The 24040-nt window shown below is 51.4% G+C and carries 20 protein-coding genes; 11 read left to right on the top strand and 9 right to left on the bottom strand.

Annotated features, from left to right (window positions below; genetic code table 11):
- The first annotated feature begins 24 nt into the window (after window positions 1-24).
- The 3 genes from JNJ77_16960 to moaC are packed head-to-tail and all read left to right on the top strand — an operon-like array spanning window position 25 to window position 2266.
- Window positions 25-648, top strand: a complete 624-nt coding sequence (locus JNJ77_16960) for a hypothetical protein (protein ID MBL8824279.1) — start codon at window positions 25-27, stop codon at window positions 646-648.
- A complete protein-coding gene (locus tag JNJ77_16955) occupies window positions 648-1787 on the top strand; it encodes a glutathionylspermidine synthase family protein (protein ID MBL8824278.1) in 1140 nt (379 codons plus the stop codon). The genes JNJ77_16960 and JNJ77_16955 overlap by 1 nt, the downstream gene beginning before the upstream one ends.
- A 5-nt stretch (window positions 1788-1792) precedes the next feature.
- Complete coding sequence (gene moaC, locus JNJ77_16950) at window positions 1793-2266, top strand: cyclic pyranopterin monophosphate synthase MoaC (GenBank protein MBL8824277.1); 474 nt, start codon at window positions 1793-1795, stop codon at window positions 2264-2266.
- Between the two features lie 44 nt (window positions 2267-2310).
- Here the strand turns inward: moaC and JNJ77_16945 are convergent, their stop codons facing one another.
- Both JNJ77_16945 and JNJ77_16940 read right to left on the bottom strand, forming a co-directional pair.
- Entirely contained in the window at window positions 2311-4575 is a 2265-nt protein-coding gene (locus JNJ77_16945; GenBank protein MBL8824276.1) for a hypothetical protein, read from the bottom strand.
- Between the two features lie 44 nt (window positions 4576-4619).
- On the bottom strand, window positions 4620-5327 hold the full coding sequence (locus JNJ77_16940; GenBank protein MBL8824275.1) for a hypothetical protein: 708 nt from the start codon (window positions 5325-5327) through the stop codon (window positions 4620-4622).
- 154 nt (window positions 5328-5481) lie between these two features.
- Here JNJ77_16940 and JNJ77_16935 point away from each other — a divergent pair, with 154 nt between their 5' ends.
- Together JNJ77_16935 and JNJ77_16930 are read left to right on the top strand one after the other, a co-directional pair.
- Complete coding sequence (locus tag JNJ77_16935; GenBank protein ID MBL8824274.1) at window positions 5482-6363, top strand: ABC transporter ATP-binding protein; 882 nt, start codon at window positions 5482-5484, stop codon at window positions 6361-6363.
- A gap of 1 nt (window position 6364) precedes the next feature.
- Window positions 6365-7234, top strand: a complete 870-nt coding sequence (locus JNJ77_16930; GenBank protein ID MBL8824273.1) for an ABC transporter permease subunit — start codon at window positions 6365-6367, stop codon at window positions 7232-7234.
- 2 nt (window positions 7235-7236) lie between these two features.
- Here the strand turns inward: JNJ77_16930 and JNJ77_16925 are convergent, their stop codons facing one another.
- Window positions 7237-8139, bottom strand: a complete 903-nt coding sequence (locus JNJ77_16925; protein ID MBL8824272.1) for a sugar phosphate isomerase/epimerase — start codon at window positions 8137-8139, stop codon at window positions 7237-7239.
- A 163-nt stretch (window positions 8140-8302) separates the two neighbouring features.
- Window positions 8303-9175, bottom strand: coding sequence for a sugar phosphate isomerase/epimerase (locus JNJ77_16920; protein MBL8824271.1), 873 nt, complete (start codon window positions 9173-9175; stop codon window positions 8303-8305).
- Window positions 9176-9328: 153 nt separating this feature from the next.
- Here JNJ77_16920 and JNJ77_16915 point away from each other — a divergent pair, with 153 nt between their 5' ends.
- Complete coding sequence (locus tag JNJ77_16915) at window positions 9329-10708, top strand: trypsin-like peptidase domain-containing protein (protein ID MBL8824270.1); 1380 nt, start codon at window positions 9329-9331, stop codon at window positions 10706-10708.
- Between the two features lie 17 nt (window positions 10709-10725).
- Here JNJ77_16915 and JNJ77_16910 read toward each other — a convergent pair whose 3' ends face one another.
- Entirely contained in the window at window positions 10726-11289 is a 564-nt protein-coding gene (locus tag JNJ77_16910; protein MBL8824269.1) for a hypothetical protein, read from the bottom strand.
- 115 nt (window positions 11290-11404) lie between these two features.
- Window positions 11405-11977 (bottom strand): DUF4287 domain-containing protein, encoded by a 573-nt coding sequence (locus tag JNJ77_16905; GenBank protein MBL8824268.1) that lies wholly within the window; start codon window positions 11975-11977, stop codon window positions 11405-11407.
- Window positions 11978-12070: 93 nt separating this feature from the next.
- Between JNJ77_16905 and JNJ77_16900 the strand changes: the two genes are divergently transcribed.
- The gene (locus tag JNJ77_16900) at window positions 12071-12331 is read left to right on the top strand and encodes a GlsB/YeaQ/YmgE family stress response membrane protein (GenBank protein MBL8824267.1); all 261 of its coding nucleotides are present in this window, start codon (window positions 12071-12073) and stop codon (window positions 12329-12331) included.
- 33 nt (window positions 12332-12364) lie between these two features.
- On the opposite strand, the gene JNJ77_16895 is transcribed toward JNJ77_16900, so the two are convergent.
- The gene (locus JNJ77_16895) at window positions 12365-13246 is read right to left on the bottom strand and encodes a TIGR01457 family HAD-type hydrolase (GenBank protein MBL8824266.1); all 882 of its coding nucleotides are present in this window, start codon (window positions 13244-13246) and stop codon (window positions 12365-12367) included.
- A 412-nt stretch (window positions 13247-13658) separates the two neighbouring features.
- On the opposite strand from JNJ77_16895, the gene JNJ77_16890 reads away from it, so the two are divergent.
- A complete protein-coding gene (locus JNJ77_16890) occupies window positions 13659-14330 on the top strand; it encodes a TIGR03000 domain-containing protein (protein MBL8824265.1) in 672 nt (223 codons plus the stop codon).
- A 58-nt stretch (window positions 14331-14388) separates the two neighbouring features.
- Here the strand turns inward: JNJ77_16890 and JNJ77_16885 are convergent, their stop codons facing one another.
- Window positions 14389-17622 carry a glycosyl hydrolase gene (locus JNJ77_16885; GenBank protein MBL8824264.1) on the bottom strand — a complete coding sequence of 1078 codons (3234 nt, stop codon included), beginning with the start codon at window positions 17620-17622 and terminating at the stop codon, window positions 14389-14391.
- 129 nt (window positions 17623-17751) lie between these two features.
- Between JNJ77_16885 and JNJ77_16880 the strand changes: the two genes are divergently transcribed.
- The gene (locus JNJ77_16880) at window positions 17752-18855 is read left to right on the top strand and encodes a beta-lactamase family protein (GenBank protein ID MBL8824263.1); all 1104 of its coding nucleotides are present in this window, start codon (window positions 17752-17754) and stop codon (window positions 18853-18855) included.
- Here the strand turns inward: JNJ77_16880 and JNJ77_16875 are convergent, their stop codons facing one another.
- The gene (locus JNJ77_16875) at window positions 18856-20745 is read right to left on the bottom strand and encodes an HAD-IIIA family hydrolase (protein MBL8824262.1); all 1890 of its coding nucleotides are present in this window, start codon (window positions 20743-20745) and stop codon (window positions 18856-18858) included. It abuts the gene before it with no gap.
- 120 nt (window positions 20746-20865) lie between these two features.
- Here JNJ77_16875 and JNJ77_16870 point away from each other — a divergent pair, with 120 nt between their 5' ends.
- Together JNJ77_16870 and JNJ77_16865 are read left to right on the top strand one after the other, a co-directional pair.
- A complete protein-coding gene (locus JNJ77_16870; GenBank protein ID MBL8824261.1) occupies window positions 20866-21843 on the top strand; it encodes a glycosyltransferase in 978 nt (325 codons plus the stop codon).
- The gene (locus JNJ77_16865; GenBank protein ID MBL8824260.1) at window positions 21843-23999 is read left to right on the top strand and encodes a glycosyltransferase family 2 protein; all 2157 of its coding nucleotides are present in this window, start codon (window positions 21843-21845) and stop codon (window positions 23997-23999) included. The genes JNJ77_16870 and JNJ77_16865 overlap by 1 nt, the downstream gene beginning before the upstream one ends.
- Window positions 24000-24040: the final 41 nt, after the last annotated feature.

Here is a 24040-nt window from a genome sequence, read left to right as displayed (position 1 = left end):
CTGATGTACCGGGGAAAATTCAAGATGTCTCGTAAGCGATCGCGCGTGGTCAAACTGGCACTGCTGGGCACAGCTTCCTTACTCGTGGGAGGTTGTGGCGGCTGCGATGATCAACAGCAAAACGCGGATTTTCCCAATGTCGATCCCATCCTGGCACGCAAGGCGGTCGCTGCGGGAACCGGAGCCGTTGTTTCTGATGCCTTTCTGCAGGCTGCTGGAATGCTTGCTGCGGGGCCTGGAACTGGACTATCTGCACCGCTCAATGCGTCGCGCCTCGGTTACGTTATGGACCAGGCTGTTGAAACGGCTGATGTCACACGGCATGAATCAGGGCTGGCCAAGTCAACTCAACCGGGGCATTCCACACGCTCGCATTACCGGTATCATCATGGCCCCGGCATTGGCTGGTTCCTGTGGGGATACATGCTGAGCCGGTCAACCACTGGAACATCGCGGCCCTATTCTCCGCCATCACGGTATAGCTCCACACCGCGACCTTACACGCCGAGTACTGGCGGTGGTGGACGCTCGTTTGCCGGCGGTTCCAGTTCAGGCCGTAGCAGCGGAGCGCCTTCTTCCGGAGGATCGGTCAGCCGAGGCGGTTTTGGATCTTCCGGTGGGGCTCACGCGTCGGGAGGCTCCAGCTGATGAAACGGGTTCCCGCCTCCCCTCGATCCAACTGGCAACGTCAACTGGAATCAGTCGGCCTGATTTATCATACCCTTGATGATGGTTCACCCTATTGGGATGAGTCGGTCTATTACCAGTTCACCTCGCAGGAAATCAACACGCTCGAGTCAGCGACTCAGGAACTCGATCGCATGTGCCTGGCTGCGGTGGATTACATCATCGGCCAGGATCGTTTTGCTGAATTGCAGGTGCCAGAGCATTTCGTGAATTATGTCAAGCAAAGCTGGGAACGGGATGCCCATACCATTTATGGCCGATTCGATTTTCTCTTTGATGGCTCCGGAACACCCAAACTGCTCGAATTCAATGCAGACACTCCCACCTCGCTGATGGAAGCTGCCGTCGTACAGTGGCAATGGCTGGAACAAACACACGCGAGTGATGACCAGTTTAATTCCATCCACGAAAGGTTGATTGAAGCATGGCAGCGTTATGCTCAGGAAACCGTCCTGCAAAACCCTGTCCATTTTTCGTGCATGAAAGGACAGGACGAAGATGAGCTGACTATTGGCTACATGATGGATGTGGCCCAGCAGGCAGGCATCACTACAGTGCCTGTTCCCGTGGAAGAGATCGGCTGGAACCATAAAAACCAGACATTTGTTGATGTCAAGAACCAGCCCATACTCAACATGTTCAAGCTGTACCCGTGGGAATGGCTGATGACGGAAGCCTTCGGACAACACATTCCGACAGCCAGCACCAAATGGCTGGAACCGGCTTGGAAGGTGTTACTGAGTGGCAAAGGTCTGTTGCCGATCCTTTGGGAAATGTATCCCGATCATCCTTATCTGCTGCGCGCCAGTTGGCAGCCAATTAATGATGTCGTGATGGTACGCAAGCCGGCACGAGGGCGCGAAGGAGCTAACGTCACCATCCTTGATGATGATTACGTCGTGGCTCAAACTGATGGCACTTATGACGAAGGGCTATGGGTCTATCAGGAATTCCAGCCGCCTGGGCGATTTGATGGCAACACTGCAGTGATTGGTTCCTGGCTGGTCAACGGCTATGCATGTGGAATTGGCGTTCGTGAGGATGATGGACTGGTGACCCAGAACACCAGCCGCTTTGTGCCACATCTGTTTCGTGGATAATCTACATGTCACTGACTCATTTTGATGAACAGGGCGCCAGCCGAATGGTGGACACGTCCGCCAAGAGCGAAACGGTGCGCATCGCACGGGCCAGTGGGCAGGTGCAGATGCAGGAAGAGACATGGCGACTGATTCAGAACCATTCACTCAGCAAAGGCAATGTGATCGAAGTAGCCAGGCTGGCAGGCATCATGGCAGCCAAGCAAACCGGACAACTGATCCCCTTGTGCCATCCGTTGCCATTGACTGGTGTCAGTATCGATTTCAGTTTTGTTGAACCAAGCAAGATCAGCATTACAGCAGAGGCTAAGGTAGTGGGCCGCACCGGGGTTGAGATGGAAGCCCTCACCGCGGTCAGTGTTGCAGCGCTTACCATTTACGACATGTGCAAATCATATGACAAGAGTATGGTCATATCGCAGATACAACTCGATTCCAAATCGGGTGGCAAATCGGGAGACTGGCAGCGTTCACAATAAGAACCCTTCACCCCAAACCCTTCGAAAAAGATGAAACCCAAGCTTTACTCCTGCGCTGGCAGACAGAGTTGGATGAGCAGATCGTGCAACTGATCCTGCAGGAAATCTGTTAGTGGCGGTAAGGTGGAACCTGCCTGGGCATCTGCAAGCGCTGACTGCCAGCGTGGAAAAGCATAGAGCCAGGCAAAGTGTTCCAGATCGAGTGATTCCAGTCGGGAGATACGACCTCTGCTGGCCGATTCATCCCACAGTGTTTTACTTTTGCCGGTGATGGAAGTGTCATCCGAGGGCCGCAGAAGAATCAGCTGATCAATCACACAGGGTTCGTCGTCAAAGGCGCTCAGTTTCACTGCCAGGTCACGAGGCTTACCCGGCCCTCGCCCCAGGAACAGGCCGATCCCCAATCGCCAGGTTTTCCCGGCCTTGCCTGCCCAGTGGATAATGGAAATGACACCGTAACTGGGGTGATCGCCAAAGCTGAGTTCCGGCACCACGTGAGTAACTCGCCAAGGTCCCAGTTTTACTCCCTGATCCTGACAGGCCAGCAGCATACTTCCCAGTCCGGATTGCAGTTCACGTGCAGCACCAGTCAATGCTCCTTCGGGACTTAACTTCGCCACAGCAGCAACACATTCTTCTCGCCAGGTTTCCACCAAATTGACGGGAACCGACTGAACGGAAGACTTTACTGTTCGTTCTTCCACTTTCGCAGGCTTGCAGATTTCAACAGGTTTCTCGGCATTAATCGGAAAAGCTGAACCCTGAGCAGGCCACAAGCCCAGATCGATAGCGTCTCGCGTAGCAATCTGCCTGGCCACAGGAGGATACTGATCCTTAAGAGGTGGGAAAACGGGATTCGCAGGCGTTTCCACAGCGACGATACTCTTCACCTGGGGTGGCATCACTTCTGGAACAGGCAGTTCCTTGACGGTTGGGGCATCCTGTTCCACCATAGTGACGGGCGTGCTGCCATAGATCAGTGAATCGAACAGATGCCTGAACTGCTGCAACATGTCGCGCAGGGTTGGTTCGGTTTTGGCAACACGGGTTACCTGGTCATCGGTGAATGGAAAGATAGCGGTACATTGTTTTACATCCTGCCCGAGTTCCTCGAGAGCCGGCTTTAGACGAGCCGCTACCACCTGCCAGACGAGGTACGGTGCAGGCGGTTCAAGTCGCAGTGCTTTAATTGTTCCAAACTTGGGCAAGTGTATCGGATTGTTGAGGCGATCCTGTATGTAGCCATCGAGGCTGGGAACGAATCGGTTCCACAAGCCTCGTTCCGCAAAGACCAGGAAGCAGAGTCCATCTATCCGATGCATCAACTGCACAATGCCAGCAAAGAACGATTCGCTGATCTTATGAGCATCTTCGTTTCGACGCACCAGCAACAGGTCTTCCAACTGGTCGAACGCAACGACGACAGGCACTTTCAGCGACAACATGATATCCATCAAAGCCTTAAAGAGGGACAGCACCAGATCCTGTCTGCCCGGTCGCACCTGAAAATCGAGTCGGGCAAAGCCATCGGTGAGAAAATCTGCGAGCACTGTTTCCTGCTGCATCAACGCAGAGAGGACAAACCCCTGGATGATGCGGCGACGCATCATCCCCAGGGTGGCACGTGATTCCGTGTTGTCCACATGCTGAGTAATTGCATCGCTGATCTTCTGTAGGTCAAGCTGTGCTTCCTGACAGGCTTGTCGAATGGGCATGCCATGCGGTTTGCGCAATGTTTCCAGAAGCCACTGGTATCTTTCCTCAGCCTGTGCTTGTCCGAGTCCAAGCTTGCGCACCCAACGAGCCAGGCTTGCGTTTCCAAAGTAATTCATTCGCTCACTTGTCGGCATGGCTTCGAGGGTCTGCACCAGGTGGCGCCTGGTGAGTTCTTCGCCGATGAATTCGAGGGGGCGTTTGCCTTTTTGCTTGCCACCCGTCAGCAGCGTATCGATGATCTGAAAGAGAACATACTCAGGGAAGTCGGTGCCTTTCTGATAGGTTCCTGGCGTTACCACCAGTTGCCAGCCTTGCGTAGGTCCATGTTTGAGCGAATGGAGCAAGTGCGTTTTGCCCGCACCCTTATTTCCAAGGACCGGCACGATTTCCGAATGGGTTTTGGGATCGTGGCGATAGAGATCAACCACGGCAAGCAGTTGTTCACGCTCACGGGCATAGAGTTCTGCCACATGGTAGCGTGAACAGACATCGTCATCGGGATGTCTTGCAAAGTAATTGCGGAAGGGATTCCCTGCTTTGCGCAAAAGCTGGATGGCGCGTGACGTTACCGGTCGATCTTGAACTGCTGGCATGTGACATCCTCTTCGCTTGCCGATTCAAGTAATGTTGTGGTCTGCTATCCCCGCGGACTGGCATAATAGGCTACGGAATGCCCCTGCATCAGAGCCAATTCGGGTTGCGGCAATTCATGCAGGGAACCGGTCCAGGGTTGTAAATCGATTTCGTGCCTGGCCTGTAGCCGGCGAATGCCATCATGGAATGTACCCACGCTCAATTGCGGCATCTGCTGCTTGGCATGCTGGTACAATTCCGTCAAAGGACAGTCTTCCGCAGGCCTGGAAACTTGTCGATTCATCAGGTAACCACTGATCGTGGATTCCCAATCGGGCATGGTAACTTTTTCATGTGTAACGGTTGAACCTGCAAGCCGTTCCAACTGCTCGGTTTTGCTTCGCAGGGTCTCGATTTGTAGCTGACAGTTTTGCAGTTGCTTACGCAGTTCGGAGTGTGTTGATTCCAATTGATGTAATTGTGTCTGAATGGCTTCCAGCAACGGCTTGGGATTGTTCTGAGTTAACAAATACTCCATTCCAGCTTGTGATAAACTGACATAGGTATTGAGGGATTTTCCCTTAGTCTCAGAGCGTACCACATTCAGCCAGCCTGCTTCCTGAGCAGCCTTGGCTGCCGCCTTGCCAACTGCAGTGGCTGGGAACAATCCCGGTTGTGTGCGTGATGATATCAGCAGGCATTCAGAAGACGAAGCAAACGCCGCTGTTAAACCAGCTAACAATGCCGGTTGTACTTTAACTGTCACGACCATGCAGCCTTCCTTGGCTAAATCTTGTTCGCCGCATTATGCACAACCTCGGATATCGAGGCAAGACCAGTCGTCAGGTAGTTGCCTGTTCGAGTTGGCAATGGCAAGAACGCCCTCATAAGATATCGATTCCAATAGATTACGGAAGCCTTCCAGGATGATGCGACCACTGGTACACACAACCGGACTCACCAAGGATTATGGACGGCACCGTGCTTTGGATCAACTCGATCTTTCCATTGCTCCCGGCGAAGTCTACGGCTTGCTGGGACCCAACGGTTCAGGCAAGTCAACTGCGATCCGTATCCTGCTGGGCATGTTGAAGCCCACCAACGGTCAGGCCTGTGTTCAAGATCTCGATTGCTGGAAGCACAGCCTGGAAGTTCGAGAACTCGTATCGTATCTTCCAGGTGAATTGCGGCTTTACGATAACCTCACCGGTGTGCAGTTACTCCGGTTTCTTGCCGGGCTTCGTCGCCAACCTTTTTCCGGCGACATCGAGTTGCTCAGCAAAAGATTCAACATTGATATCAAGCGGCCACTGGCTCAGCTTTCTTCTGGGATGAAGCGGAAAATCGCCTTGATGGCAGTTATTCTCGCACGCACACCACTGGCTATTCTGGATGAGCCTACGAATACCCTTGACCCTACGATGCGGGATGAATTGCTCGAACAGATCAAGGAAGCACGCGATCGTGGCCAGACTATTCTCTTTTCTTCCCATGTGTTGCACGAGGTGGAAACGGTTTGTCATCGCGTGGGCATTTTGCGGCTTGGCAAGCTGGTGCATCAGCAATCGCTGGATGAAATTCAGAGCCTGCGCAAAGTGATTGTCATGTTCAAGGAGCAGCCTACGCAACCGTTGCCTGCAGGCATTTCTGCAGAGAAAAACGACTTATGCTGGCAGATTCATCTACGCGGTGAATTGCAGCCGCTTCTTGCATGGCTAGCTCAACATGGTGTTTCTGAGTTACGAATTGAACCAGAAGGCTTGAGTGGCATTTATCAGAAATACCATGCCAATGGCACTGAGGATTGACATGAACGTTTCGCTTTACTTCAAGATACTTCGCGACATCCGCTGGCCTTGGTTTGGCGCTGCGTTTCTGCTTACTCTGTTTGAAGGTTTCTGGGTCAAGATCACTGACCGCGTTACGGTTGAAGTGCTGCCTGCTATCTTGAAGAAGATTTCGGCCAAAGATCTCTATGCCATCGTCTTTGAAGGTTCCGGCAAGTTGTTCCAGGCGGTTCTCGGCGGCGAGTCGGTGGATGTCTCCAAAACCAGCGATCTGCTCAGTGTCGGCTATGTGCACCCGTTGCCTCAAACTATCTTGATGATCTGGGCATTGGGTCGGGGCGCATCGGCTCTTGCGGGCGAGATTGAACGAGGTACGATGGAACTGCTCATCTCGCAACCAGTAGCACGTTGGCGCATTGTCCTGACGCATCTTGTGGTAGACCTGACTACCATGACGGGGCTGGTGTTGTGCATGTTGCTCGGCACCTGGCTGGGCAAGATGATAGTCCCGCTGCCTAGTGCTGATCTTTCAGAATACTGGAAGGCAGCACTATTAGCGCTAAGTCTGTCGCTGGCCCTGGGTGGTATCACCTATGCCATTTCTTCTGTCGGTCGATCACGATGGCGAGTACTTGCCTGGTCATTTGGCATTGTCCTGTTCATGTCGCTGCTGAATCTGTTTGGGCAGTTATGGGATGGCTTGGCTCCCTATCGACCGCTTTCCATCTTTTACTATTATCAGCCGCAATATGCGATTCTCAAAAATCAATGGAATTTGCCCGTTGCCGGTGTGCAGGTACCTGCACTGGCTGTTCTTTTAGGTGTGGCAGCGGCAGGTTACCTGTTCGCAACCTGGCGGTTCAGCAAACGGGATTTGCCTGCTCCACTGTAAGCTCATGCAACATATTGACTCAGAAAACGCTGGCTGAGAACCAGTGACCGTTTTCGATCTTCCAGTGTTTTCTCGAACACGCGATCTTCTACTTCGACACAGACTGCGCCCTGGAAACCAGCATCGGTCAACGCGCCGAAGAAAGCTCCCCAGTTGACATCTCCCATTCCGGGCAGCTTGGGGGTATGCCATTGATGGCCCATCACGCCCTGCTCGTACAAATCATCTGCATCGATCCGGGCATCCTTGGCATGTACGTGAATAATGCGGCTGCCAAATTCCCGAATAGCGCGAGGGATATCGATCATCTGCCAGACCAGGTGTGACGGGTCGAAATTAAGCCCCAATTGCGGAAACTCCGCAAAGAGCCTGCGCCAGGTCTGTGGCGTATTAGCGAGATTCTTCCCGCCGGGCCACTCGTTAGGACCGAAGATCATCGGGCAGTTTTCGATGGCAATACGAATGCCACATGATTCTGCATGATCGACAATGGGCCGCCAGACAGCTTTCATGGTTTCCCACTGCTCGTCGATACTGCGTTTCCAGTCTCTGCCGATGAAGGTATTGACCACGGGGAGTTGCAGTAAACTTGCCGCCGTGATGACTTTCTTCAAATGTTCTACGACGACCGCTTGCAATTCCGGATCAGGATCGAGCGGGTTCGGATAATACCCCAAACCAGAAATGCTGATGTCATGCTTGCTGCACAAGGCATGTACTTTCTCTGCATCAACAGCCGTGAAGTTGCTCACATCCAGATGCGTGACGCCGGCATAACGTCGATTGGCTTTACCTGGAGGCCAGCACATTAATTCGACGCAGTCGTACCCGGATTGTTTTGCTGTCTCAAGCACTTCTTCGAGTGTCTGATCGGGTAGAATCGCACTGACAAATCCCAGCTGCATTCGCGGCTCCATCGGAAAATAGTTCAGTGAAAACAGTTTCGCCCTGGCAGGGCTATGCTTGTACTCGTGCATGACCCTGCAAGAATGCTGAGTCCTTGCATAATCAACAGGGTCATTCGGAGTACCGAATAACCCTGCCACTGCTACGTTGCAGACTCTTCCTTTAGGCGTTCAGTTTTTCCAGCAGCTTTTTCGTGGCACGAATGCCATCGGGTTCCGACATTTTTTCGCCTTCGTATTCGACGCCGATGTATCGACGGTATCCTGCAGCTTTGACAATCTTGAGCAAGCGTTCGTAATCCAGTTTGGTTTCATTGCCCGCCTCGTCAAAGTGATACGATTTGGCGCTGACACCTTTGGCAAATGGCATCAGTTCTTCTACACCCTGGTAATGATCGTAATCATAGAAGTTGCCAAAGTCAGGCAATGTGCCGCAGCGAGGGTTATTCACCAGTTTCATGACGCCACTAAGCCACTTGCCGTTGGATGATAGTCCGCCGTGGTTCTCGACAATGATGTTGATGCCCTGCTTGTCACCATACTCACACAGCTTGGCGAGTCCATCCGCAGCCCGTTTCATCTGTTCTTCAAAAGTGCCTTTGCCTTTAGTTTCCGCATTCACTCGAATGGCATGGCAGCCCAGCATTTTGGCCCAGTCTACCCAGCGGTGATGATTCGCAACGGCTTTGCTCTGTGCTGCTGAATCCGGATCGCCCAGTGCTCCTTCACCATCAATCATGATGAGTACATTGGTTACTCCAAGATCGCTACTCCGTTTCTTCAGTTCATACACATAGGCATCTTTGTTTTTTTGAGCGACGTAAAATTGATTGACGTATTCCACTGCATTTATTCCATAATCCTCTTTGGCTACGCGTGGAAAATCGAGTGGATCGATCTTCTTGCCAAAGATGGCCCGATTCAAGGACCATTGAGCGAGTGAAATCTTGAACCAGGGTTCAGGTCTGGAACCAGCCAGCAGGTTCCCGGTCAGGCAACTGGTGACAGCCAGGCTTGTAAACTCGCGTCGATTCATCTTCATTGGAAACCTCGTGTACTCCGTGTTTTTCACAGCATAACAGACAATCATGACAACGCAATGAACTTGTTCAGGAACAATGCATGGCATACCCTGCTAGGAAGCCAGCCTTGACGTATAATAGTGTCGAACCTAACACCGGAATGAGATATGAGCTACGACCCACGATTTGATGCTCCAGGCTATCCCGAACCGCGTGCCAGTTCGGGAGGTTTTTTTATTGGCTTTCTGTTTGGCGCAGGCATGCTCATAGCCGCCGGCGCCTATCTGTTTCCCATACTGCACAAACAGTGGAATGATTCGGATGTCGCCCAGAAGATTCGGTTGCGTGAAGCTGACGCGAGAGCAGAAGCTGAATTTGAATTTCGCAAGAACGAGGCTCGCCTGAAAGCGGAAGCCCAGGCTGCTGGAGAAAAACTTGCGAAACTGGATATCGCGCCTTCTGCCTTCAAGGCGGTGGCAGCAAAAGCCGGACCATCGGTAGTTAATATCTCGAACATCATTCAAACCGAACGGGGGTTTGCCAAAGCAGGCGAAGGGTCGGGTGTCATCTACAAAATCACGAAAGATGTCGATGGCCTGCCTGTGGGTTATGTGGTCACCAACAGCCATGTCATTCATAATCCCACCAAGGCGGATCGCTATGAAGTAGCTGACAGGGTAGGAATCAATTTCTCGTCAGGCAGAACGGTGTATGTGGAATCTTCTGCGATCTACCATGATCCGTTCTACGACCTGGCAGTGATTCAGTTTGATGCCGCTGATTTCGACAACCTGGTGGCGGCTGAATGGGGCGACAGTGATCTGTGTTCTGTTGGCGACTGGGTTGTTGCGATCGGCAGTCCGTTCGGACTCAAGCAATCAGTGACGACTGGCATCATCAGTGCCAAGGGACGCACGGAACTCCGACAGGTGGAAACCGAAGTGCTGCAGACTGATGCAGCGATCAATGTCGGCAACTCAGGCGGACCGCTGCTTGATCTCAAAGCAAGAGTGATAGGCATCAATGTTGCCATCGCAACCCAGAATGGCAGCTCAGGAAGTAATGGCGTGGGTTTTTCCATACCCAGCAACACGGTTAAGGAAGTAGTTGAAACGCTCCTGAAACCGCCACACAAGATTACACGTGGCTATCTGGGCGTCAGCTTGGGAAATATTGATCCACGTCTGGCATCAAAAGCAGGAGTAGCTGGCGGTGCAGTCATTGGCAATGTTGCGACCGATTCCGCTGCTGAGAAAGCCGGGCTGCTCGTCAACGATCTGGTAATTCGACTGAAACACAAAGACAAGGAATTTCCAATTCGAAATGATGAAGAATTGCGTCATCATATCCGAGAACTTCGACCAAATGATCGCGTGGTTCTGGAAATAGTGCGAGGCATCACCGGACGACCAGGAAAACTGGAACGTCTGAATATCGAGGTTGTTCTTGGCGAGTTGCCGCGCATTGATCAGGCCATGATGCCCGATCAATTCAACCCGTTTAATCCGATGCAGCCCGGACCCGTTCGTCCGAGAATGCGAAAATAACTTTTTGAGACTGCCCCCTAAGCTGGCTTACTTTCGACTACTGTTGGTTTTGGCTTGGCTGCTGGGGCTTCCGAAGCTTCCTTGGAGTAGAGCACCAGGAAGGTTCCAACTGCTGCCATCAGGATACCTGCATAGAACAGCATACCGGGTGGTACTTTGGGCAGACCAATATGCCAGGCATTTTCAGTCGTGGGGTGCCAGAACAAACTGCATATCGTGTTGATGATTGGCGCAAGAGAAAAAATAACTGGAGCGATGTAGAGTCTATCTTCCTGGGTTGCATTGGCAGTTGCAAAAACCACGCACACTGCACCCAGAGCACCGGCTACTCCTGCCATCGAAGAAAAGAAAATTCCATTGGTAGTCCATTTCAAATTGCTGGTGCCGTTCAGAAAGAAAATCACCATAGGAATGATAATTGCGATGAGTACATAAGCACCGCCTACACAGAGAATTGCTGCCAGGCGATTGCCAATTCCCTGTGGGTTAGCTGCCAGCGATTTGCCGCCGTGAGTAATCAACGGGACATACGTGCCCCAGCACAAACCGGCACCGATTACAAAGGCAATCCAGAGTTTCATACCAGCCACTCCGTTCCGTGAACATTCAGAAAAACAAGCAGATGAACACGGTCGATTACCGTATGCACCTGCTTGTATCAAGAATATGACTGTAGTGGTATCGATGCCACTGCGCTCACGCGGACTCGTAAGCCTTCTTGAGCCAGGAGAACAATTCTGCATCTAGCTGTTTAATATCTTCCACTCTGACCCGATGCGTCACCATGGCATTGAAACTGCCAGAGGCTTCCAGTCGGCCCGCTGGCTTGACGCCTTTCAGATTGATGCCCACATCGAGACGAGTCGCTGTCGTGGGCTGTACCAGGGCAAACTGTTTGGAACGGCGCAGGCTGACATAGGTTTTCTTGGGAGAGACTTCGACATCACTTCCAAAGGCCTGTACTGCTTTCAGCAACTTATCATAGATGGGACGTAGCGCGGCCTTGGCGCCAGCATATTGTCTTTCGAGCAGATCAGACTCGGCATTATCTGTCTTCTTGAGCACATCGGGATTGAGTAAGGCATGGGCCACCATGTTGGCATAACCATGTCCCATAGCATGATCGGTCTTGAGAAATTTCACCATTTCACCATGCTTGGCCAGGCCCGACTTCTTTGCGATTGCCACCCACTGATCAAGCGATTTACCTGTCTTTTCCTGCAGGTTGCGGGCCATGGAATCCATAGCCTCACTAACTTTATCCGCCATCGCTGCACTCCATATTGATGGAATAGATTAGCATACCTGTCACTGAAAGGATAAAGTGGAGATGAGTATTTACCAACTAAAATGGAGACAATCATGGGTATTGTATTGTGGATTGTTTTCGGCTTACTGGCAGGTGTGATCGCAAAGTTTCTCAATCCCGGCAAAGATCCGGGTGGCTTGATTGTCACCATCATCATTGGAATTGTGGGTGCCGTGGTCGGCGGTTTCATCGGCACGCTGCTTGGCTTTGGTGATGTTACCGGATTTGATCTGCGCAGCATGGCACTGGCCGTTGGCGGCGGCGTACTCGTGCTGTTCCTGTATGGATTGGCGACAAAGGGCAAGGCAGGTTAATTCAACCCTGCCCCCACTTCCCTCACCCCTCGTTTACTTTCTCGCTGCAGAAAGTGCATACTTCACCGAACGCCGTGGCGACAGTTTGACTGGGGGTGGCGGAGTATCATTTTCCTGCTGGTGCAGCCAGGGTGGAATCCAATCGTGTCTTTCCAGCACTTCCACCAGAAAGGCCAGTGATTCCACCACCATATCAGGGCGATACGCAAAACGCTCGAGGTCTTCTTCCCGCGTGCCACCGCTGAGAACCAATACCGTGTGAAAACCGAGTTGCACTCCGCCGAGAATATCGGTTTCCATCGTGTCGCCGATCATCGTGGTTTCATCCGTGGTCAACCCTAGCTCCTTTCGAGCAGCTCGCATCATGATCGGGCTGGGTTTGCCAACGCTGAATGCTTTCACTCCGGTTGCCGTTTCGAGTAAGGCTACCAGGGCACCGCAGCCAGGCCTGATGCCGTTGTGCGTGGGGCAACTCGGATCGAGATTGGTGGCAATCAGCTTGGCGCCATTGCTGATGAGCCTGACTGCAGTCTCCACCAATTCCAGATTGAAGGTGCGACCTTCTCCAACCACCACATAGTCCGGATCGTGATCGACAACAGCATAGCCGTTCATATGCAGGGCATTGAGCAAGCCGCCTTCGCCAATGACAAAGGCAGTGCCATTGGGTTTTTGCTGAGCCAGGTAGCGTGCAGTGGCCATCGCACAGGTAAAGACATGCTCTTCTTCAATCATGATTCCCATGCGCGACAGCTTGGCAACGACATCCAGCCGTGTTCGCTGGCTGTTGTTGGTCAGAAAGCGAAAGGGAATGTCACGTTCGCGAAGTTGATGGATGAATTGATCTGCCCCGGGTATCAATACCGAACCTCGGTAGAGAACCCCATCCATGTCGATCAGATAGCCGTGTTTCATTGCTCCATCTCTGCAAAAGACAGGTTGTTCAAACGTCAGGCAGAGAGAGGATGCCAAAGAGAGGATACTTCAAAGTATAGTCATTGATTGACGCAAATGACAATACTCATTAAGACTTCGTCACGAAGTCTTTATGCATTAGACACATTTGACAGTATGAAAGTTCACGCAATTATTTCGCAACATGTTTCAATAAATAGACTTACGCAAAATGCAATAAGCAGAATTCAGGCATGATGTTAAGCTGTACCATCTTTTACGACAGGTCTGGATTCATTATCCAGCTAAATTAGCTAATTAGCAATTGCAACTCCATATTGCCCAATTTAACATTTCTAGAGTACCAACGATTGTTTGGGGAAACACGGCGGGGTACGTCGGGCCTCAAGCTGAATGATATTGGAGGATGCACATGTATAGTCTGGTCTTGATGGCCACCTTATCCACACCAGCTACCACCATCGACTGCCACAAGCGCAGTTGTTACGGTGGTTGCCAAGGCTCTTCATACGCCAGTTGCACAGGCGGTTGCTATGGCAGTCGCGGATGCTACGGCAGTAGTTGTTACGGCAGCTGCCAAGGCTCCTGCTCTGGCTATTCTTCGTGCTACGGTTCCACCTGCTATGGCTCCAGCTGCTACGGCTCCAGCTGTTCAGGCAGTTGCCATGGTTCGTACTATTATTACACCGGTAGTTGCACGGGTGGACACAGCTGCTATGGCTGCAGCGGTTCCAGTTGCGGTGGAGCAGTTCACTCCTCCTCCTATACTCCCAGCTATGAAACACCTGCTCAGCCTGAAAAGAAACCCGATGCAGCAGCACCAGCCAAGGTTTCCATTTCCTTGCCTGCTGATGCCAAGCTGTATGTGGATGGCCAACTGACACGTACTATCGATAAATCAATCCGTACTTTCATGACTCCCGACCTCGATAACGGCCAGGAATACCGCTATGTCATGAAAGCCGAAGTGATTCGTGATGGCGTAGTTCAGAGTGAAACGAAGACGGTACTGGTGAAAGCAGGCGCTGATATTCGAGAAGAATTCAGCAGCCTGAATGATATTCGTACTGCCAGCAACCGCTAATGTGTATGAATCATCAATGAACAAGCCGACAGGGAAACCTGTCGGCTTGTTGTTTTTATTACTTCATTCTTCCTGGAGTCCAGGGAGCACCGATCTGTTCAAGATAAGTTTCGAGAGCTTTGACCTCAACCTGTAATCGCTCACGCACTTCCTTGCCTACAGCTTCCAATTCTTTTCGGGCAATCTCATACTGTTCTTTCTGTGTGCCGGTTGGCTTGTAAATGATGCTACGTGTGGCACCAGCAGCAAAGCCTACCCGTTCTGCAATGGATGTCGGAGCATTTTCATTGCGGCTGCGCAGGAAGCCATCGCCGTTGAGTAATCTGAGCATTTTGCGATGCTCGGCCAGGATGTTTCGCACCTTCTGCCTGGATTCAGCTGATGCAGCGGGAAAAGTATCCAGAACAGCTTTGATAGCTTCCAGTTTCGTGGTGGCTTCGCTGGAAAGTCCCTGCACTGCGGTCAGCTCTTTCTGCAAGGCAATTACACTCTGCTGGAACGTTTCGAGCTGATTCCTCTCGTCCACGGGAAGCGGCATAGCGCCAACGTATTTCACTTTGAAATTCGTAGGGCCTATCAGTGGTTTCAGTTGCCCCTGTGTTTTCAATGCCAGCGATACCTGATAATCGCCAGGCTGAACCAAGGGACCGCCAGGCGGACCGCGGAATGTTTCTTCACCCTCATCCCCTGAACTGGCCCGCGGTGCCGTAGCAGCGGCCCGTCGGAAATCCCAATTGACCCGATGCAGCCCGGCACCGGCTGGCGCATTGATATGCCTGATGGGTTTACCCTGAGCATCATGAATGGTGATTATTACTGCTGCAGCCTCCTCTTCTTCTTCAGCCCGCAGTTCCTCCATCTTGGGGTAGAAAGTGTCATCCTTTTTGGCTTTATCTTTACGCAACTGCTTGATGGATTTCGTGCCTTCTTTCAGGTGATAGGTAAAGGTCATACCGAAATCAGGGTTTTGTGCTGTGTAGAAATCTTCACCCAGCGAGGCTTTGCCTCGACCGCCATACTGGGTTGTCTGCATGTACAGAAAACCATCGCGGATGGGCAGAAGCGCTGCAGGTTTCTCCAATTCGGAAGCTGCAGTTCGCAGCGGGGAATAGTCATCAAGAATGTAGAATCCTCTGCCGAAGGTTCCCACCAGCAGATCGTTCATGGGTTGTTGAATACACAAATCCCTCACAGCGATGGTAGGTAGTCCACTTTTCAACCGATGCCAATGATGACCGCCATCCTGGCTGAAATAGAGACCAAACTCGGTACCTGCAAAGAGCAGCTTGGGATCGACATGATCCTCGGCAAAGGCCAGTACGCTTCCACGCGTCGGCAAATCACCTGTCACAGCGACCCACGTTTTACCTGCATCGATACTCTTCAGCAAATAGGGTGCAAAGTCACCCTGTTTGTGATTGTCGAAAGCGGCATAGACGGTGCTTGCATCATGCTGTGATGCTGCCAGCCTGGCGACATAGGTCATGGCTGGCACTCCCTGAAACTGATCTACTTTGCTCCAGCTTGCACCACCATCCTGGGTAATCTGAATCAAACCATCATCGGTGCCGACGTAAATCAGCCCTTCTTTCTTGGGAGATTCAGCAAGCGCTGTGATATTGCCATAGAGCGATGTTGATACGTGCTTGGAAACCGTTTCAGGTGGCAGGATTTTACCGAATACCTTGAGTTGATCGCGATCAAGCTGTCGAGTCAGATCGCCCGAAATGGCTTTCCAACTGTCGCCACGATCATCACTGCGAAATAGCTTGTTGGCTGCAAAATAAATACGTGTATTACTGTGAGGACTGATCATCAGTGGTGAATCCCAGTTCCAGCGCAAGCTTGGCTCGCCAGCCCCGGGCTGAGGCTGAATGAAGACACGCTGACTGGTCCGCCAATCGTAACGGAACAATCCGCCATACTGAAATTCTGCATAAACAATGTTGGGGTCTTTCGGATCGACCTTGCAATGAAAGCCATCGCCACCCACCAGCACTGTCCAGTCGCTGTTGGTGATGCCATGCACACTCATGGTGCGAGCCGGGCCGCCCAGCGTGTTGTTATCCTGCGTGCCGCCATACACACGGTAGAAGGGTGAATCGACCTGTTCGCAGGTTACATCATAAAACTGGGTGATGGGCAGGTTGCTGATGAACTTCCAGTTGGCTGCCCGATCAAAGCTCTCGTAAATGCCACCATCGCAACCGACGAGATAATAATTTGGCTGTTTGGGATCGATCCACAATGAATGGTTATCGACATGTTTCCAGCGTTCTGTCATGGAGCGGAGAGTTTTGCCACCATCGTCTGACACTTGAATCAGCACGTTCATGATATAGATGCGATTCTTGTCAACTGGATCGACAACCAGGTGTGCATAATACTGAGCTTGCTCATCAAAGGAATTTCGCTTCTCCCAGGTGATGCCTCGATCCAGTGAACGGAAGACTCCACCCTGTTTTTCAGCTGCTTCGATGGTGCTGTAGAGCACATCAGGGTCGCTGGGGGAGATTGCCAGGCCGATTCTTCCCAGTTCCGAGGTTGGCAATCCAGAACGAACTTTAGTCCAGGTCTTTCCACCATCGGTGGTGCGATGAATGGCAGAATCAGGTCCGCCATTGACCAGGGTCCACACATGGCGACGACGCTGGTAGGATGCAGCTACGATCACATCGGGATTTCGCGGGTCAACGACAAAATCAGTGATACCTGCATTCTCGCTGATGCGAAGGATATTCTCCCAGGTTTTGCCGCCGTCCTTAGTCTTATACAAGCCGCGATCACCACCTGAAGTCCAGAGCGGCCCCTGGGCAGCAACCAGCACCACATTGGAATCGCGTGGATCGATATGAATCTTGGCAATATGTTCAGAGGTTTTCAGCCCCATGTTGGTCCAGGTGCGGCCAGCGTCGATGGATTTGTAAACGCCATCGCCATATCCCACGCTGCGCTGACTGTTGTTTTCGCCCGTGCCTACCCAGACTGTGTTCGGGTTCTGTGGATCAAGCGTAATGCAACCGATGGAGTAGGAATTTTCGTTATCAAAAATGGGCTTCCAGGAAGTACCAGCATTTTCTGTTTTCCAGACACCGCCACAGGCTACAGCAGCATAGTAAACTGCTCGATTCTCCGGATGGACTGCCAACCCCACCACGCGGCCTGACATCAGCGCTGGCCCGATGGAGCGCAGCTTTAACGATGTAAAGGGATTTTTGACATCTACTTCTTTAGCTGTCGCAATCTTCCCTGGTCTGTCCTGAGAAATTACCACGCAGGAAAAGCTGAACATCAAGATGCAGCTGAGAGAAAAACGAATCACCGATGTACTCCTGTTGACAGTTGCTAGTCATACGAAGGGCATGGTATCTTATCTTGAATGCACTGTCAGTAATGAAACTACATTTCAGAGGGGATTGGTGTGAAGCGTTTTCAGATGGCTTTCATTGTTGTGTTGTGTTTAATTCAGGTTCAAAGTTCGCCAGCACAATCAAAAGAACGTCTTAAACCAGAGCAAGCTAAAAAAGTCGATCAAGCAGTGATTGCACAGATCGAGAAACAGGGACTGGTTGGCGTAGCCATCGGCATCCTGCAGAAGGGGGAAATCGTTTACCTGAAAGGCTTTGGCCTGGCCGACCGGGAATCGCAGATACCGGTGACCGTTGATACGGTGTTCAACTGGGCTTCCAATTCAAAGCCATTGTGCGCTTTGGCTGCCATGCAACTGGTCGAAAAGGGCAAGCTCGATCTGGACTGCGATATCAAAAAATATGTGCCGGAGTTTCCTGAAAAAGACGGCATCATCACCATGCGGCATCTGCTGTGTCATCAAAGTGGGATTCAACATTATGGAAGAGTTCTGCCTACCAACAAGAAATACGACACACCCCTGCCTTTGCTGAACCCGGTCAATTCGCTAAACGTCTTCAATCGTACACCCCTGCTGCATAAGCCAGGTGAGAAATTTCTTTACTCTTCGTATGCCTACATACTGGCCAGCGCCGTGGTGCAGAATGCGGGCAAGCAGCCAATTCAGGATCAACTCGTCCAACGCATCATCAAACCACTGGGCATGAAAAGCTTTCAGTTGGATATGCCGTATCAACAGCAACCTTACTGGGCGGCAGGCTATAACCGAGCTACTGCCGAAGACAAGCCTACTCGTCTTGGTGATGAAGCACATTATTGGAAGCATGGTGCGGGTGGATACAAATCGAACATCAGAGACTTTGCAATCTGGGCTCGTGCAGTATTAAACCAGGAATTGATTTCAGCATCCACCGATTCCATGATGAACACCAGGCAGAAAACCAACGATGGCAAGCTGACTGGTCACGGGCTCGGGTTTGGGGTAGATGATCAGAATGGCCTACGGCTATCGCATGGGGGCAAGCAGGGGGAAACAACCACGCGGCTGGTGGTCTATCCCAAACAGAAGCATGGCGTTGTGGTGATGACTAACTGTGGATATGGCGATCCCGCTGCCATCAGTACTGCTATTTACCAGGCCTTGCGGGATAAGTAATCAGTTGGAAAAGAATTCATCGGCATGCACAAACCGTGCACCGATACCCGCTGCAAAGTCTTCATCACTCTTCAAATCGCCTACTACCACCAGGTGTTCGCGAGCTAACTGGTGTTTCTGCATCAGGTAAACACCCATGCCTGGGAAAGGCTTTCTGCAGAAACAACCCACGGGGAATGCTGGATGAGGGCAATAAGCCACATCCACTACAGGTAAACCCAGCAGCTTGATCGTCTTTTGAAATGCAGCCTCCACCACTTCTTTTTCTACCTTGCCTGACGCAACACCACTTTGATTGGAGACAAAAAAGAGCTGGTAGTCCTGCTTAATCCAGTGCTCCAGTTTTTCTCGTCGCCCTGGTATCAATTCGACATCATCAGGATGCCGAGGGTATTTCTCACCGCTCTTGGTGATCCTGATGGTGCCATCGACATCGAGGAGAAGTCCTTTCTTGGATTGTTTTGCGTCGGCACGCCGGGTAAAGGGAATCACCTCCACACTGGCAAAGCCCTCATCTTCGTTTGGCATTTCAAAGCTGTCTGCCCATCGCTTCAAGGCAGCAGGCGGTGGAAGGTTGTTATCGGTTTTGGCATAGGCCTTCATTTCGTCAGGCCCCAGGTTCTGACCATAACGCTGCAACATGCGGTGGACAACATTGATTCTAGCTTCGTGAATGGGTGTATTGAGAAACCTGCACCGCACCGTTGCTCCCATTTCCCTTGCTGCGGAAACAACCGGTTCACGTGACATTCGGGTGGGGTAAGTATTATCCAGAACGATTTTTGTTTTACCGTTCTCCAACAGCTCCACCATCCGAGGCACCAGGTCATCCAGCTTGCCGCCAACGTCATCGCGGTTCAAACGCTCGTAACCCTGCTTTCGATAACTTGCTACCAGTTCTGATTTCCCTGCACCCTGAATACCCATCAGGATGACGACCTCGGCACCTTTGGCTGCTTTTTTCTTTGCGGCACCAGAACTGCCAGAAGCTGTTGATTTAGCTGGATTGGCTGATGCAAATGAAAATTTGGCATCCAACACCGAACGATCTTCGCTATCCAGTTTGATTTGCAGAGATGCAACAGACTGTTTCAGGTGATTGGGCTGAGTCGTCCCAATCAATGGAAATACCAGATCACCCGCCTGCTCTACGGCAGCTATCGCCAGTTGCTGTGGTGTGACATGGTGTTTTTTCGCCAGGGGTAAGAGACTCTTGTTCGTCGACAGTTTTTCCACTTTCGCAATTCCGCCGAGAGGACGATAGGCCAGGAATGGGATGCCCTGCTCTTGTGCAAATGCCAAAGTGCCATCGGTTGCGCTTTTCCTCGCTAACACACTCAGTTCATTCTGGATGACTGCTACCGTAAAGTGACGACTTGCCTGCTTGATTTCAGCTGTCGTGGTATTGCATAACCCCAGATGATGAACCTTGCCTTGTTTCTGCAGTTCCGCCAGCGCCGTCAATGTTTCTTCAAAAGGCACCCTGGTATCATGTACGTGCAGTTGCAATACGTCGATACGGTCAACACCCAAAGCGAGCAGGCTTTCATCAACGGTCTTTCTGAGATGCTCCGGACTGCCATCAGGCACCCACTTGCCCTTGGGCCTGGTCATGCCAGCCTTCGTGAAAATGATGACTTCTTTGCGAGGCCCTTTCCAGGTATTCACCGCATCTTTTGCCAGCAGTTCACCGGCATGAAAATCCTTGTGGTTCAGACAATAAGCATCGGCGGTATCAATCAACCTGATGCCTGCATCGAGGGCGCGATGAATGATCGTGACAGCATCGTCTCGTGAAATACTCTCATCGGTACACAACCGCAGAAGGCCAAATGCCAAGGGTAGCTTGAGTTTTTTCAGATTCTGAGACAGTGTTGCTGAAGCCAAGATATTACTCCCATCGAGTCTCAGAAATCTTAATCAGATTGGCAGATATTGCCAGCATCTCTTGACATTGGCTTTCGCCATCCTCATACTTGGTATTGTGTTAAGGATGACAGGAATTACGCCATGCGACAAGGCAGTCGCGAAGATATGCATGCTGATACGCTCGTTCATGAACTGAACCAGCGTTATAAACACGAATTCGACCGGGCAGAACGATATCAGGATGAACTGAAATCCATTCAAGGCTCACGCTGGTGGCCTCTCTTTCAAGGGCTGACTCGGCTCACCTCCAACCTCAAAAAGTGTGTCAAGCGCGAGGAAACGCCGGCCGAACCTCCTATTAAGCCCTCCGACCAACTTCCCTTTACTGCCTTTTCACCCCGTACCGATCAGATTTACACCGCTGATGATGTCAGCATTATCATTCCATTTCGTGACCAGCCAGAATTGCTGGAACGGTGCGTATTGCCGCTCTATCGCACGGTGCCACGCGCTGAGTTGATCCTGGTGGATAATGGCAGTGCAGAACATCGCACGCACAAATTCATCGAAACCTGTTTACTGAATCGCAACGTCAGAGTCATTCGTGAAGATCAACCCTTCAACTACTCTACCCTTTGCAATAGCGGAGCCACCGCTTCTACCCGTTCGGTTCTTCTGTTTCTCAATAATGATGTGATGGCCATGCAGCCCGCGTGGCTGGAAGCGATGCTGGAAATCATAGGCGATCAGCGTGTTGGTATTGCAGGTGCAACGCTGTTGTATCCTGACCGAACCATTCAACATGCCGGGATGTTTCCAACGGGCCCGCAGGGAGAATGGATACATGTTCACCGTCATCAACCGGATCATTATCCCGGTGAAAATCATGAACTTCGCCGCATCCGCAGTGTTCCCGCAGTCACCGGCGCCTGCCTGATGATACCACGGTTCCTGTTTTATTCGGTAGGTGGTTTTGATCCTGCCTACCCCATCACTCACAACGACGTTACTCTCTGCGAACGTGTTCGGCAGACTGGTAAGCAAGTGGTGATAACGCCATTTGCCAGGTTGTGGCATTTTGAATCACTCAGTCGTGGCTATCAGCGCGAGGTTGCCTGATGCTCAACCGGTGGGCAAAATCAGGAGTTCGGCAACTCTATCGCAGTTGGGCAGGAAGTGATCCTCATGCCAGGCCATCAGGCAAGCTGTTCAAGACCTTGTCTCATTCCTGGCGAAGCAGCAGGGCCTTGTACCGGCGCTGGAAATTTCACCAGACACCCATTCTGCTTGCCTTGGATGGTGAACCGCGTTTGACCGGCTGCGGTTCGATCACGGGCTGGGCCTATTCAAGCACCGCTGGCCCTGTAAAGATCGAAGGCTGGGTGGATAACCAGTTGATCGCTCAAACCACTTGCGATATTCCCAGGCCTGATGTCTTTCAAACATTCCCTCATTTTCAGCAGAAACAATCACCGGGCTTTCGACTTTGCCCTGATCCTAAGCAATTCAAAGATGGCGAGTATACGCTGGAAATTCGCGCCATCGACTCATTCGGGCAACAAGCCCAATATTTTTCAAGATTAATCGTTGACCGCTTTACTCTGCAGGATGATCCTGAGTTATCGTCAGACTTTTCGGGTACACAGCGCGAGTACCAGCATTGGTTGCGTGAACATGATCTGCATTCAATGCCGATGCCAATCGAACAGCCACTCATTTCGATTGTCATCCCCATATTCAGGCCGCGGTTGGATCATCTGCATCAGGCCATTGATTCTGTATTAAAGCAGACCTATTCCCATTGGGAATTGTGCATCAGCGATGATGGAAGCGCCAATCCCTGTCTCTTGGATGAACTCACTGAACTCACCCATCGATATCCGAACATCAAACTGGTAAACAGCGATTACAACCAGGGAATATCGCAGGCTACCAATGCTGGCATCAACCTGGCGACCGGCGAATACATCGCCTTCCTGGATCAGGATGATGCATTGCACCCCCAGGCATTACAGGCACTGGCATGTGCTGCCCAGAACTCATCAGGCGACGTTTTTTACACCGACGAAGACCGTATTGATGCCTGTGGCAGGCGATCGGAACCATTCTTCAAACCTGGTTGGTCGCCCTGGCTGCTGCGTGGCATGATGTACTTTGGTCACCTGTGCATGTATCGCCGTGCCTTCGTTAACCAAGAGTGGTGCCGAAGCGAATTTGATGGCTCGCAGGATTGGGAACTGGCAGTACGCATTACCGATAAGCCCGGCTGTCGCGTCGTTCATGTTCCTGGAATCTATTATCACTGGAGAACAGGAGGCCTATCCTCGCGAGCTGAAATAAATCGACGATGCCACGAAACAGGTCGCCAGATTATTGAAGAATCGATTCGAAGAAGAAACCAGACATGCGAGATCATAGATGGGCCACGAGCCTGTACATATCATGTCAACCAGAAAACAGAAAAGCCACTGGTTTCCATACTGATTCCAACGCGGAACAATGTTGAACTGCTTTACAAATGCCTGAACAGCATTCGCAGTCTTACGCAATACCCACGTTATGAAATCATCGTGATAGACAATGGCTCAACTGAAAGCGACACACTCGATTATCTGGAACAATGTCCAGCGGACCAGATAATCAGGATGGACATTCCGTTCAATCATTCAAAACTCAATAACGAAGCTGCCCTGCATGCCCGGGGAGAGTACCTCCTGCTGCTGAACGATGATGTAGAAGTGCTCTCCACAGACTGGCTTGATGTTCTTGTCAGTCAGTGCAGTTTTCCCGAGGTGGGGGCTTGTGGCGCCTGGCTTATTTACCCTGATGGCAGAACCCAGCACGCAGGCATCGTGCTTGAATCACAAGCTATGGCCCGGAACCTTTCTGATGCCATCATGCATGATGGCCTGGATCGGGGAATCAGCAGGCTTTCGCGTGAAGTCTCTGCAGTGAGTGGCGCCTGCATGATCATAAGAAAATCGCTTTACCTTGAGCAGGGCGGTCTGGATACTGAGACTTTTCCAACGTCATATAACGACGTTGATTTGTGCCTGCGTCTCAGGCAAGCGGGATATCAGGTGATAATCAATCCGCAGGCAAAGCTGATCCATCATGAATCAGCAACACGAACCATTGATTACTCTGACGAGAATTACCGTCAATTAATGCGGAAAAAATGGAGCCAGATACTTCATCAAGACAAGTTCTGGAACCGCTGGTTAGGCGCCAGTGCAGACTGGTATCGCGGGCTGGCCTTTCACTGGAAAAAATAACAGCTCTGGCTAGTGAGCCAGAGCTGCCTGAGAGTTGTTGA

It is taken from the genome of Planctomycetia bacterium (assembly GCA_016795155.1).
GTDB lineage: Bacteria > Planctomycetota > Planctomycetia > Gemmatales > HRBIN36 > JAEUIE01.
This window is presented reverse-complemented; position numbering and strand designations above follow the sequence as displayed.